Here is a 12,447-nt window from a genome sequence, read left to right on the forward strand (position 1 = left end):
GCGCCCGCGCGCGCCGGGCGCTTCCCGTCGCCCTCCCCGTAATTCCCTCACCTTCAGACACCGGATCCACCTCAGTTCGGAGCGAGCACCGTGACGCCTGAATCAAAGTCCCTGACCGGCACGGACGACCCCACACTCGGACCGCCTTCCGGTTGCCCCGCCCACGGCACGGGCCCCGGCGGGCTCCGCCGCCTGTACGGCCCCGAGGCGGAGGACCTGGGAGCCGTGTACGAGAAGCTCCGCGCGGAACACGGCTCGGTGGCCCCCGCCCTGCTCCACGACGACGTACCCATCTGGGTGGTGCTGGGGCACGGCGAGAACCTGCACATGGTGAGCACGCCGTCGCAGTACTCCCGGGACACCCGGCTGTGGAACAAGCTCCAGGACGGCACGTTCAAGCCCGACAACCCGCTGATGCCGCACATCGCGTGGCAGCCCATCTGCTGCCACGCCGAGGGTGACGAGCACCTGCGGCTGCGCGGCGCGGTCACCGGCGCCATGTCGACCATCAACTTCCGGGGCATCCGCCGCAGCATCAACCGCTACACCCAGCAGCTCGTCAACGAGTTCTGCGAGGAGGGCGAGGCGGACCTCGTCAGCCAGTTCGCCGAGCACCTGCCGATGGCGGTGATGTGCGAGATCCTCGGCATGCCCGAGGAGTACAACGAACGGCTGGTGCACGCGGCCCGCGACATGCTCAAGGGCACCGAGACGGCCATCGCCAGCAACGCCTACATCATGGAAGCCCTGATGGGGCTCACCGCCCGCCGCAGGGCCCACCCCCAGGAGGACTTCACCAGCCACCTGATCAACCACCCGGCGAAGCTCAACGACGAGGAGGTGAGCCAGCACCTGCGCGTCGTGCTCATCGCCGCGTACGAGGCCACCACCAACCTCCTCGCCAACGTGCTGCGGGTGGTCCTCACCAACCCCGGGTTCCGCGCCCAGCTCAAGGGCGGCCAGATGACGGTGCCCGAGGCGGTCGAGCAGTCCCTGTGGGACGAGCCCCCGTTCAGCACCCAGCTCGCCTACTTCGCCAAGCAGGACACGGAGTTGGGCGGTCAGCGGATCCGCAAGGGTGACGGTCTGCTCTTCGGTATCGCACCGGGCAACGTCGACCCGCGGGTACGGCCCGATCTCACCGCCAACATGCAGGGCAACCGCTCCCACCTCGCCTTCGGCGGCGGTCCGCACGAGTGCCCGGGCCAGGACACGGGCCGAGCCATCGCCGACGTCGGTGTCGACGCCCTGCTGGCGCGTCTTCCGGACATCCAGCTCAACTGCGAGGAGCACGAGCTGCGGTGGCGGGCCTCGATCTCGACCCGGCATCTCGTCCGGCTTCCGGTGCGCTTCGAGCCGAAGGAGAAGGAGGTCTTGGAGCCGCGGCCCCTCGGCCGTCCGGTGCCGGCCCAGAGCGAGGGCCAGAAGGCCACTGTGGCGAGCCCGCCGCCCGGGTGCCCCGCCTCCGGGACCGCGCAGGCGGCGCCGGCGACAGCCGAACAGCCGGCCCGTCCCGGGCTCCTGCGCCGCGTGCTGCTGTGGCTGAGCGGCCGATAGCCACACCTTCAGGCCCGGGCGTCGTACGGTGTGCCCGCCCACTCCTCGTACGACGCCCACGCCTGAAGCACCCGGCCGCTCATGAACCGGTGCTCGCGCCCCGTGACCGGATCGGTGAACTCCAGCACCCGCGCCAGCAGTTGCAGCGGGCGACTGAAGTCGTCGGCCGGCACGGGGTCCCGTACGTCCGGGTACAGCGGGTCACCGAGGATCGGCACGCCCACTGCGGCCATGTGCACCCGCAGTTGATGCGTCTGCCCGGTGCGGGGCGTGAGCCGATAGAGGGCCAGGCCGTCGTCCCGGTGCCGCAGCAACTCCACCCCGCTGACGGCGTTGGGTTCACCCTCGACCTCTCGGGCCGCCATGACCCCGCGCTCCTTCACGATCCGGCTGCGCACGGTGCGGGGAAGGGCGAGCTCCGGGTCGTACGGGGCGACGGCCTCGTACTCCTTGGCCACGAGGCGGTCGCGGAACAGCGACTGGTAGGCGCCGCGTTCCTCGGGGCGTACGGTGAACAGCACCAGCCCGGCGGTGAGCCGGTCCAGCCGGTGGGCGGCGCTCAGCGCGGGCAGCCCCAGCTCACGGCGGAGCCGGGCGAGCGCGGTCTCGGTGACATGGCTGCCGCGAGGTGTCGTGGCCAGGAAGTGCGGCTTGTCGACCACGACCACGTGCTCGTCGCGGTACACGACGTCCAGCGCGAACGGCACCGGCACCTCGCAGGGCAGGTCCCGGTGGAACCACACGTACATGCCCGGCACATACGCCGTGTCACGCGGCACGGGCCGCCCGTCGGCGTCCACGATCACTCCCGCGTCCAGCATGCCGTCGATCACGCCGGGCCCGGCCGCAAGCCGCTCCACCAGGTGATCACGCACGGTCGCCCACGCCGTCCCCTGCGGCAGCCTGACCCGCACCGGATCGATGCCGTCGCGCTGCGGCAGCGGGGAAGGGGGGACCGGACGTCTGCGTCTCATCACGGTCAAGCGTACGAGGGGACCGGACGCGCCGGTGCGGTCCGGTCCCCCTTCCGGGCGGGCCTTCGGCCGATGGCGTCAGGCGGCGCACCGGTAGCGATCGGTGTCCTCGTGCCAGTGGTAGGAGCCCGCGGCCCAGCCCTGGATGGCCCGGGCATGGCGGAGGACGGCGCGTTGGGTGTGCTGGTTCGTACGCAGGTCGTGCAGGGCCTGCGGAAGGTCGGACCTGACCGTCTCCTCCAGAGTCCTGACCCGCCCCGTCAGGATGCGGTTGACGAGGGAGACCGCCTCGTGGAGGGGGACGCCGTGCAGTTCCTGGGTGACGCGCACGATGTTGTTCCTGGCGACACCTTCGCGCACCTCCTTGGGGTAGGACACGATGTCGTTGTGCAGGTCGACGGTGTCGCGGAACGCGTTGATCAGTACGGAGAAGGGGCGGGTCGCGCGGATGTCCTCGGTGATCTCCCAGCCGAGCGAGTGCTCCATCAGCAGGGCGCTGCACCCGGCCGCGCCGTAGTCACGGCGCATCTCCGTCTGCTCGATGAGGTCGGGGAACCGAGGGCGGGTGAGGTTCTCCGTCTCCCACAGCGAGGCTTCCAGGAACTGTCGGACCGACCTGGTGTACAGGAACTGCCACGAGAGGGATGCCGCGGGGGCCGTGCGCTGCCACAGATCGGCCAGCGCGCGTTCCAGCGGCTCCTTCGCAGCCGGGCCCGAGGCCGGGAAGTCTGCCGTCACCGGCAGGAAGGACATCAGGCGCTCGATGTGGTCGAGGATCTGCTCCCGCTTGCCGAGAGCCTCGCACCAGGGCAGGAAGATGTCGTCGAGGCACCAGATCACACTGTGCCAGCAGGACAGCAGTTCCAGCTCACGGGCCGACGCGTGCGGATAGGTCAGTGCGGTGAAACGGGTGAAGTCCGCCCGGTCGAAGACCTCGGCACTCCACCCGCCGTGATGCGAATCGGTGTGCTGCGGTTCGAGTAATCCCATGGAGTGCGCCCACGCGCGAACGCGTGGACGGGTCTCTTCCAAGTGGGGGTTCACACTGGCCGGGAACGGCATGTAGAACGAGGGTATCTGGAAGGTGTCCGCCACGGCTGCCTCCTGTCTGTGACGACGTGCCTCTGCACCGCCCTCTGTCCTGGTCGACGGCGTACATGCCGCCACCAGGTCCATGAATGACGCGCTGTGCTCCCTACGCTGCGACGGCGGCGCCGCCGACCCGCGTACGAACCGGGCTTGCTGGTCGTGCAGGCGGAACCGGTCGAACGTGGCCTGGCTGCCTGCGTGCCGGGCGCTGTCTCGGCCGTGACCTTCGAGGTGACATCCGGACGGTGCAGAAGATCCGTGATCACCATCGCCGTGACCGAGCCGTCGGTGACCAGGCCGTGAATCGCCCCGCCTTCCTCTGGACGCTCTCCGGGGAATTGACCTTCCAAACCACCATCCGCTCCACGTTGTCCCGCGTCAACCTCGGCGGACCGTTCCGAGACGCGAGCGGGGAAGCCCTATGGTGATTTGTCAATCGTTTGGCTTGAATTCAGGGCGGGAGATGTGAAGACAGGCCACTCTCCCGCGAAAGGTGTATGACACACCGTCGGGCGCTCCCTCATGCCGGCCCTCTGGTGCGGTGGCAACCCGCCCTGACAGGCCACCACTTCGCACCATGCGATGACTTCAGGGCGACCGAAAGGGCGTACGACCCCGGCGCATGGAGCGGCGCTCGGCCCCGCCCTGCCCTGCGCGCCGTCTGTGCCGGGCCTGTGTGCCGGGCGGGCGGACGGTGCGGTGCCGAGGCGGGACGGGGTGAAGGTGCGCAGCGGGACGAGCGTCAACTGGAGCGCGTGCGGTGCTTGTGGAGGAGGTGGTATGCGGTGCCCGCGGCCATCGTGGCCAGGAGGAACAGGACCGTGAACCACTGGAACCACCAGTGGCCGCCGGCCGGTCGTAGACCTCCGCTCGGGGCCAGGCCAGGTTGACGGTCATGAAGAGGCCGTAGAGGAGGGCGAGGGCGTTGACGGGGACGCCCCAGCGACCCAGGGAGAAGAGGGGCTTGCCGGTCTCGTCGGTGCCGGCGGTGGGGAACGTGCCCTTCAGCCGACGGATCAGGAGCGGGCCGGTGACCATCGCGTACGCCAGGTACAGCATCACGATGCAGGTCGTGCCGATGGCCAGGAACGCCTCCGGCGAGGCGAAGTTGAGGAGCAGCAGGGCGGCGGCGAGGACACCGACGACCACGGCGGGGGCGGTGGGCATGCCGGTGCGCGGGTTGACCTCGGCGAGCCGTGCGGCGAAGGGGAGCCGGCCGTCGCGGGCCATCGAGAAGAGCATGCGGCAGGCCGACGTCTGGATCGCGAGCGTGGCCACGATGATCGCCACCACCACGTCGGCGAGCAGGAGGCGGCCCACACCGTCACCGAGGCTGCTGGTCAGCACATAGCTCAGGCCGTCCGCGCCGAGCCTGCCGTCGGTCAGGCTCGGCGCGGCGAGCAGACCGCCGAGCAGACCGGCCGCGCTAGGGCGTGTTTCGGAAGTCCCTTCGTCGCCCGAAGGGCGGCTCTGCGGCGTCCGGTGCGGCGGTGGGGGTACCTCCCGGTCGAGCGCCAGCCGAGACTGGGGGAGCGTGCCGGGCGTCGCAGAGCAGAAGGGACTTCCGAAACACGCCCTAGCGCCGTGAGGATCGTGCGGGGCGCGGTGCGGCGGGGGTTGTGCGTCTCCTCGCTCATTTCGCCCGCGCTGTCGAAGCCGATCATCACGTACGCCGCCATGAACGAGCCCACCAGCAGGGCTCCCAGCAGATCGGTGCTGCCCTCGGCCGTGTGGAACGTGATGCCGGGGGTGCGCTCGGAGTGGGTGAGCAGCAGGACGATGAGCAGGATCGCGCCGATGATCTCGGCGGTCACGCCCACCCGGTTGACCACGGACAGCACCCGGTTGTCGAGGACGTTCACTGTCGTCGTGAGGACCAGCAGGAACACGCCCAGGACGGCCGCGTTCGCCGCGCCCGTCGACGACGTGGGTGTCGGGTCGCCGCCCACGAGCTGGAAGCCCGACCAGATCGCCGGCAGCACCATCTGGAGCGCGAGCGCGGCCGCCGCGACCACCACGATCTGTCCGATCACCATGATCCAGCCGGCGAACCAGCCGAAGGTCCGGTTGGACAGGCGCGAGGACCACTGGTAGATCGAGCCCGATATCGGGTAGCGCGCCGCGAGTTCCGCGAAGCAGGCGGCCACCAGCAACTGGCCGACGAGGACCGCCGGCCAGGTCCAGAAGAACACCGGGCCGCCGAACGCGTATCCGAAGGCGAAGAACTGGAAGACGGTCGTGAGGACCGAGATGAAGGAGAAACCGGCGGCGAACGAGGCGTATCTGCTCAGGCTGCGGTGCAGTTCCTGGCGGTAGCCGAACTCGGTCAGGGAGCGGTCGTCGGGGGAGTGGGGCGACTCCGGACGGAGTTCGGGGGCGGTGCTCGTCATGGCGGCAACCTGCTTTCGCAACAAGCGGCGCGAGCCTTCGCGCCCGGGGGGACGCGAGCTCTGGCGCACGAGAGGCGCGCATTCCTGTCGGGCGACAGAAATTAGGGAGGCCTGTGTCGCGCGCGTCACGCGACCGTGTCCGGGGCGAGCCCAAATCCTCACGACCAAGGCCGGGGTGGGTGCCCGGGACAAGGCACGACGGAGAGGTGTGGTCGTGGAGCACGTCGGGGTGGGTGGGTGTGGTGGGGTCGGTGGAGTGTCGCTTCTATGCTGAGCGGCTGCGGGCAGCCGGCCCCGCCGCGACCGCCACGGTGAGGAGCCTCCGGATGAACGACGCGTCGACGCCCTCCCACCTGCTCCACCGGGGCGCTCCCGAGTCGCCCGTGCTGCTCCACGTGCCGCACGGTTCGCGCGTGATCCCGGCCGCCGTACGGAGCGGGATCGTGCTCGACGACGCCGCTCTGGCCCGGGAGTTGGACCACATCACCGACGCGTACACGGACCGCATCGCCGAGTCGGCCGCCGGGCGGTCGGCCCTGCGCCCGTGGCGGTTCGTGAACCAGTTGTCCCGGCTCGTGGTCGACCCCGAGCGGTTCCCGGACGAGCGGGAGGAGATGCTGGCCGTGGGCATGGGCGCCGTGTACACACGGACCACGCACGGCGAGGTGCTGCGTCCGGCCGACCGCGACGGTCTGCCCCTCGACGGGAGTGGGAGGTCGCTCGTCGACGGCTACTTCCGTCCGTACGCCGACGCCATGACCGAAGCCGTCACCGACCGGCTGGAAGCCGTGGGGCGGGCGGTGGTCGTCGACGTCCACTCGTACCCGAGCGAGCGCCTGCCCTACGAGCTGCACGGCGACGGTCCCCGGCCGCCCGTCTGCCTGGGCACCGACCCCTTCCATACGCCGGCCGGCCTGCTCGCCGCCGCAGAGGAGGCGTTCAGCGGGTTCGGTGGGACGGGCGTCGACAGCCCGTTCGGGGGCGCGTACGTCCCGTTGCAGTACTACGGGCGGGACCCGAGGGTGAGCGCCCTGATGATCGAGATCCGCCGGGACGTCTACATGGCCGAGCCGGGCGGGGCGCCGGGCCCGGGGGTGGTGACGCTCGCGGAGGCGCTGGCGCGGCTGGTGGACCTTCTCCCCGGCCTTCTCCCTGACCTGCTCCCGGACCGGCTCACGGACGTCTGAGAGGCCGCAGCCCGTCCGCGTCGAACGCCTCGATCGTCACCGAGGTCGCCCCGGCCGTTCTCAGGGCCACGGCGTCCGCGAGGCCGACGGGGGAGCCGTTGGTGAGGACGACGATGCCGAGCCGTTCGCCAGGGAGCATCGTGGCGTTGGTGTGGGCGCCGAGGGCGAACGCGCCGGTGTGGCTCAGCCGGAGGCGGCCGAGGTCGTCGGCAGGCGACGTTCCGGCCGAGGCCGTGGAAGCCGGTGCGGCCCGTCGGCGCGGGCGGTGGCTGGGAGACGCTCCGGGGGAGGTGGGTGCGTTCGAGGGGGCGGTGGCGATGACACGGTCGCCGTCCAGCTCGCCGTTCGCGAGCTGGAGCCGCAGCCGGCGTGCGAGGTCGAGGGCCGAGGAACCGGCACCGCCCGCCGGGGCCTGGGCATCGGCGTCCCGGACGTACCTCACCTCCCCGGGGCTTTGTCCTGGGAAGAAGCCGCACCCCCGCCGGCCAGGGCAGGGCGCGCGGTCGGGGCGGCGGGCCGTGGGGGTCACACCGACGCGGGCGGGCTCTCCTGTTCGGCCTCCACGCGGGCGTTCCACTCCTTCTTCGAGGCCTGCCAGCCGTCCTCGTCGTGGCCGAGGCGCCAGTAGCCGGAGACGGACAAGTCCTCGCGGGGAACGGCCAGTTCGACGCGGAGCAGCCGGCGCAGTTCCTTGACGAAGCCGGCCTCGCCGTGGACGAAGGCGTGCAGCCGGCCCTCGGGGAACTCCAGCGCGCGTACGGCCTCGACGAGGGCCGCGCCCACGGGACGGTCGCCGCGGTGCAGCCAGACCACCTCCACATCGGAGTTGATCTTCTGCTCCTCCTCGGCGCCGGCGACCTCGACGATCGCGTGCGCGCGGGCACCGTCGGGAAGGGCCTCCAGCGAGGCGCCGATCGCCGGCAGGGCGGACTCGTCACCGACGAGGAGGTGCCAGTCGGCCTCCGGGTTGGGCGCGTACGCGCCGCCGGGGCCCAGGAAACGGATCAGCTCGCCCGGCTGGACACGGGTGGCCCACGGACCGGCGATGCCCTCGTCGCCGTGCAGCACGAAGTCGAGGGTCAGCTCGCGCAGTTCGGGGTCCCAGGCGCGCACGGTGTACGTCCGGGTCACCGGCCACTGGTCCCGGGGGAGCTCCGCGCGGATCCGCTCGATGTCGAAGGGCTCCGGGTAGGTCACACCCTCGGGGCCGAACAGGAGTTTCACGTAATGATCGGTGCTGCCGCGCAGGGAGAACTCGGCGAGGCCGTCGCCACCGAGTACGACGCGCTGCATATGCGGAGTGAGCCGCTCGGTGCGGACGACTCGCGCGGTGTGGGGCTTCGGGGTCCTGCGTTCCGGACGCTCTGCCATGACGGCCTCCCAAATACCTAGCTAAGGCTTACCTAAGTTACCATCTCCCCCTGATGAACACCCCATGCTCGGAGCGTGTACGAGGACTTCGCGATGTGAATCGCGCCTCAGAGCCCTCACTACAGAAGTGTCGCCCCGCCCTCCGGCGTACGCCCCCTCCGAGGCGCGCTTCTCATGTTCCGAGCGTGGCCAGGAGCCTCTGCAACGATCCGCCGAGCCCCCAGCGCGCCGCGAGCGCCTCCAACGCCGCCGGATCCCGCGGTTCGCGCGGCAGTGCCGTGTCGACGTCCGGCAAGGGTACGTCGGCCGCCACCAGGACCACCTTGGGCGCGACCGCGACATAGGCCCGCGCCTCGTCGAGCCTCTTGCGCTGCGACGGGGTCAGTTTCGCCGCCGGGTCGTCGACCGCGGCCATGATCCCGGCCAGGTCGCCGAACTGGTCGAGCAGCTTCGCCGCCGTCTTCTCGCCGATGCCCGGCACGCCGGGCAGACCGTCGCTCGGGTCGCCGCGCAACAGGGCCAGGTCCGCGTACCCGCGCCCGACCACCCCGTACTTCTCGCGCAGCCACGCCTCGTCGGTGAGCTGCAGCGTGCCCACGCCCTTCAGCGGATAGAGCACCCGTACCTCGCGCTCGTCGTCGACCAGCTGGTACAGGTCGCGGTCGCCGGTGACGATGTCGACCGGGTCCTTCGCCCGGGCCGTGAAGGTGCCGATCACGTCGTCCGCCTCGTACCCGGCGACGCCCACGCGCGCGATGCCGAGCGCGTCCAGCACCGCCTCGATGACCGGCACCTGCGGCGAGAGGGTGTCCGGCACCTCCTCCTCGTCCGGTCCGGCCTCGTGCTCCTCGGCGACGCGGTGCGCCTTGTAGGAGGGGATGAGGTCGACTCGCCACTGCGGCCGCCAGTCGGCGTCCATGCAGGCCACCAGGTCCGTCGGCCGATGGTCCTTGACCAGCCGGTCGATGAATTCGAGGAGCCCGCGCACGGCGTTCACCGGGGTGCCGTCCGGGGCCTTCACGGATTCCGGCACCCCGAAGTAGGCGCGGAAGTACAGCGAGGCGGTGTCGAGGAGCATCAGGCGTCGGGTCACGCCCCGCATCATGCCGTACGCCACAGACACACGGCCTCGCGCGACAGCCGACGGCCCCGACGCGACAGCGCGCCGACCCCGATCCCGGGCCCTCGGCGGTCTGCGTTTCCTGCGCTGGAAGCCGGCCACCCCGGTCGCGATGGTCGGTGTGGTCGTGCTCGCGCTGGTCGCCGGCGGCCTGAACGTCTTCGACAGGTCGGACGACACCACCGAGGTCACCACGAACGTCGGCCAGGGACGCCCGATCGGCATGGGCTCCATCGACTGGCCCGAGGGCGTCGCCTCCACCTACTTCTGGAAGGAGATCCTCCAGCGGCGCGGCTTCGCCCCGGAGACCAGGTCGCTGGAGGTCGGTGCCCTCTACGACGGCCAGGCCCAGGGCAGCGTCGACTTCCAGACCAACTCCTGGCTGCCGGCCACGCACGCCTCGTACTGGGCGAAGTACAAGGACCGGCTGGAGGACTACGGCAGCTGGGACGGCGAGACCTCGCTGGAGATCGCCGTCCCCTCCTTCGTCAAGGGCGTGAAGTCCCTCGACGTCCAACACCTCCGCGATGCCGGCCCAGTTGGACCGTGCCTACCAGAAGAAGGAACCCATCGCGGTCACGCTGTGGTCGCCGCACTGGGCGTACGACAAGGCCGACCTGACCAAGCTGGAGGACCCCCGAGGGTGCCTTCGGCGCGGGCGACGGGATCCACACGCTCGGGCGGAAGGGATTCGCGAAGGACGAGCCCCGGGTCGCCCGGTGGCTCAAGGACTTCAAGCTCGCCGACGACCGGCTCACCTCCCTCGAAGGCGCCGTCCAGGACGCCGGAAAGGGGCACCGGGAGGACGGTGTCAGGGTCTGGCTGAAGAAGAACCCCGGGATCGTCGAGAAGCTGGCCCCGGTCGCAGAGTCCCGCTACGAGCAGGGCAGGCAGGCCGGTGCCGCGCCGGTCATCGGCTACCCGGCGTGGGACGAGGCCATCGCCGTCACCCATCTCTGGGAGAACGTCCTGGAGAAGCGCGGCTACCGGCCGAAGAAGACCAAGCCCGACATCGGCCCGCTGTTCACGGGCCTGTCCACCGGTCAGGTCGACGTCGAGTTCGACGCCTGGCTGCCGGTCGCGCAGAAGTCGTACTGGGACAAGTGCAAGAACGAACTCGTCGACCTCGGCGCCTGGTACGACAGGACGTCGCTGGAGATCGCCGTCCCGTCGTACGTGAAGGGCGTGCGCACCATGGACGACCTGCGGGCGCACAAGGACGAGTTCCAGGGGCGGATCGTCGGCATCGAACCCGGCACGGGGCGGATGGTCCGGCTGGAGAACACCGTCATGCCCGCGTACGGGCTGTCGGACTTCAAGCTCACCAAGGCCGGGACGAGTTCGATGCTCGCCGAACTGGACCGCGCCTACGCGAAGAAGGAGCCGATCGCCGTCGTGCTCTGGTCGCCGCACTGGGCGTACGACAAGTACGACCTCACTCGGCTCGCCGACCCCGAGACGGAGTCAGGAGGACGAGGGTGTCGAGAAGTGGATCGACGCGCATCCGGGGATCGTCGACGAGATGGCCCCCGTGCAGTGATCGTCGACGAGACGGCCGTGTGAAGCGGCGGAGTGAGGCGGTCGGGCGCGACTTCCCGAACGGATGAGGGGAGTCGCGTACTGGCGTACGAGTAAAGATCCGGACAACCCTGAGGCGGTCCGCATCCACCGGCCCGGCAGCCCGCCGGGCCGGTGGGGCGGGCCGCTCTCGGTTCTTCAACTCTCTTTCGCCGTGCATGACTTCATGGCCGGGCGGGTGGTCCCGTGGAGGCGCCCGGGACGGCGTCCTGGCTGCGCGGGAGGGGTGTCGTGGGCGGCGGACCCGCAAGGGGACTTCCGGTGACGGGGTGTACGGGCCACGTCACACCGCGCGTTCGCCGGGGCGGCCTCTCCGTGCCTCGTACGGCACGAGGAGGCCGGGGGAGGGGAGGTGGAAGGGTGGCGCGGCTGGCGAGAAGTGTGAGCATGGACCCCCTGCCGGTTCACAGGGATGTGACGGGCGCGTGAAACGGTTTGCCGAACATGCGTAGGGTGCAGAGAACTCATCAGGAGAAGCGTGCCCGGTGAGTGCCGGACGGGTGGGCATCCGTAACCGGACCAGTGAGCGTTCGCGGGCCCGCCCGGGTGGGTGTCCGCGAGCCGACCGACGAGCGAAGGAGGGAGCCGGAGCGATGGGCGACCACAAAGAACAGCCCCTTCGGGTGGGCGCGGCCGTTCGGCGGCGGCGCCGGGCACAGGAGCTCACCCTCGCCGCCGTGGCCGAGCGCAGCGGTCTGTCGGTTCCCTTCCTCAGCCAGGTCGAGAACGAACGGGCCCGCCCCAGCAGGCCCTCCCTGGAACGCATCGCGGACGCCCTCGGCACCACCGCCGTCGAACTCCTCGCCGCGGCCGATCCGGCGTGCAGTGTCGACGTGGTGCGTGCCGCCGACGAGGACGGTTTCACGCCTCCCCACGCCTGCTCGCGCTCCCTGGTGCGCGGGCACCACCAGCTGCACGCCATGGAGTTCACCGGCGACCACGACGAGGGCCGCGAGGTCCAGCACCGCAACGACGAGCTGATGTACGTCGTCGACGGCGCCGTCGAGGTCGAGGCCGAGGGCCGCGCCCACCGCCTCGGACGCGGTGACACGCTGTACATGTCCGGTGGCGTACGGCACCGTTGGCGGGCCACCGAGCCCGAGACCAGGGTGATCGTGGTCGCCGTCGCGGACCACATCGAGGCCCTGGAGGACCGTCACCGCAAGGGCGCGTGAGAGCAC

The 12,447-nt window shown here is 70.7% G+C and carries 8 protein-coding genes and 2 pseudogenes; 4 read left to right on the forward strand and 6 right to left on the reverse strand.

Annotated features, from left to right (window positions below):
* Positions 1-90: 90 nt before the first annotated feature.
* Positions 91-1,557 carry a cytochrome P450 gene (locus tag E4N62_RS27485; RefSeq protein ID WP_230219005.1) on the forward strand — a complete coding sequence of 489 codons (1,467 nt, stop codon included), beginning with the start codon at positions 91-93 and terminating at the stop codon, positions 1,555-1,557.
* A gap of 8 nt (positions 1,558-1,565) precedes the next feature.
* Here the strand turns inward: E4N62_RS27485 and E4N62_RS27490 are convergent, their stop codons facing one another.
* The 3 genes and pseudogenes from E4N62_RS27490 to E4N62_RS49700 form a co-directional block, all read right to left on the reverse strand.
* Positions 1,566-2,531 carry an RluA family pseudouridine synthase gene (locus E4N62_RS27490; protein ID WP_230219007.1) on the reverse strand — a complete coding sequence of 322 codons (966 nt, stop codon included), beginning with the start codon at positions 2,529-2,531 and terminating at the stop codon, positions 1,566-1,568.
* A gap of 78 nt (positions 2,532-2,609) precedes the next feature.
* Positions 2,610-3,521 (reverse strand): hypothetical protein, encoded by a 912-nt coding sequence (locus tag E4N62_RS27495; protein WP_230219009.1) that lies wholly within the window; start codon positions 3,519-3,521, stop codon positions 2,610-2,612.
* An 841-nt stretch (positions 3,522-4,362) separates the two neighbouring features.
* A pseudogene (locus E4N62_RS49700) lies at positions 4,363-5,968 on the reverse strand (amino acid permease); the annotation flags it as partial.
* A 368-nt stretch (positions 5,969-6,336) separates the two neighbouring features.
* Between E4N62_RS49700 and E4N62_RS27510 the strand changes: the two are divergent.
* Complete coding sequence (locus E4N62_RS27510; protein ID WP_230219011.1) at positions 6,337-7,197, forward strand: N-formylglutamate amidohydrolase; 861 nt, start codon at positions 6,337-6,339, stop codon at positions 7,195-7,197.
* Here the strand turns inward: E4N62_RS27510 and E4N62_RS27515 are convergent.
* The 3 genes from E4N62_RS27515 to E4N62_RS27525 form a co-directional block, all read right to left on the reverse strand.
* Positions 7,184-7,822, reverse strand: coding sequence for a serine hydrolase (locus E4N62_RS27515; protein ID WP_308185957.1), 639 nt, complete (start codon positions 7,820-7,822; stop codon positions 7,184-7,186). The two genes, E4N62_RS27510 and E4N62_RS27515, sit on opposite strands and share 14 nt — an antisense overlap.
* A complete protein-coding gene (locus E4N62_RS27520; RefSeq protein ID WP_230219013.1) occupies positions 7,723-8,568 on the reverse strand; it encodes a siderophore-interacting protein in 846 nt (281 codons plus the stop codon). The genes E4N62_RS27515 and E4N62_RS27520 overlap by 100 nt, the downstream gene beginning before the upstream one ends.
* A 172-nt stretch (positions 8,569-8,740) precedes the next feature.
* Complete coding sequence (locus E4N62_RS27525) at positions 8,741-9,670, reverse strand: 5'-3' exonuclease (RefSeq protein WP_230220217.1); 930 nt, start codon at positions 9,668-9,670, stop codon at positions 8,741-8,743.
* A 79-nt stretch (positions 9,671-9,749) separates the two neighbouring features.
* On the opposite strand from E4N62_RS27525, the pseudogene E4N62_RS49705 reads away from it, so the two are divergent.
* Positions 9,750-11,228 (forward strand): annotated as a pseudogene (locus tag E4N62_RS49705) (glycine betaine ABC transporter substrate-binding protein); the annotation flags it as partial.
* Between the two features lie 631 nt (positions 11,229-11,859).
* Positions 11,860-12,441, forward strand: coding sequence for a helix-turn-helix domain-containing protein (locus E4N62_RS27540; RefSeq protein ID WP_230219015.1), 582 nt, complete (start codon positions 11,860-11,862; stop codon positions 12,439-12,441).
* The last annotated feature ends 6 nt before the right edge of the window (positions 12,442-12,447 follow it).

This window comes from Streptomyces sp. MNU76, assembly GCF_020982545.1.
Taxonomy (GTDB): Bacteria; Actinomycetota; Actinomycetes; order Streptomycetales; family Streptomycetaceae; genus Streptomyces.

Excerpts from the sequence above, each read along its gene's own strand:
- E4N62_RS27490 (WP_230219007.1), bottom strand. The coding sequence starts at position 2,531 with ATGAGACGCAGACGTCCGGTCCCCCCTTCCCCGCTGCCGCAGCGCGAC.
- E4N62_RS27495 (WP_230219009.1), bottom strand. The coding sequence starts at position 3,521 with ATGGGATTACTCGAACCGCAGCACACCGATTCGCATCACGGCGGGTGG.
- E4N62_RS27510 (WP_230219011.1), top strand. The coding sequence starts at position 6,337 with ATGAACGACGCGTCGACGCCCTCCCACCTGCTCCACCGGGGCGCTCCC.
- E4N62_RS27520 (WP_230219013.1), bottom strand. The coding sequence starts at position 8,568 with ATGGCAGAGCGTCCGGAACGCAGGACCCCGAAGCCCCACACCGCGCGA.
- E4N62_RS27525 (WP_230220217.1), bottom strand. The coding sequence starts at position 9,670 with ATGCGGGGCGTGACCCGACGCCTGATGCTCCTCGACACCGCCTCGCTG.
- E4N62_RS27540 (WP_230219015.1), top strand. The coding sequence starts at position 11,860 with ATGGGCGACCACAAAGAACAGCCCCTTCGGGTGGGCGCGGCCGTTCGG.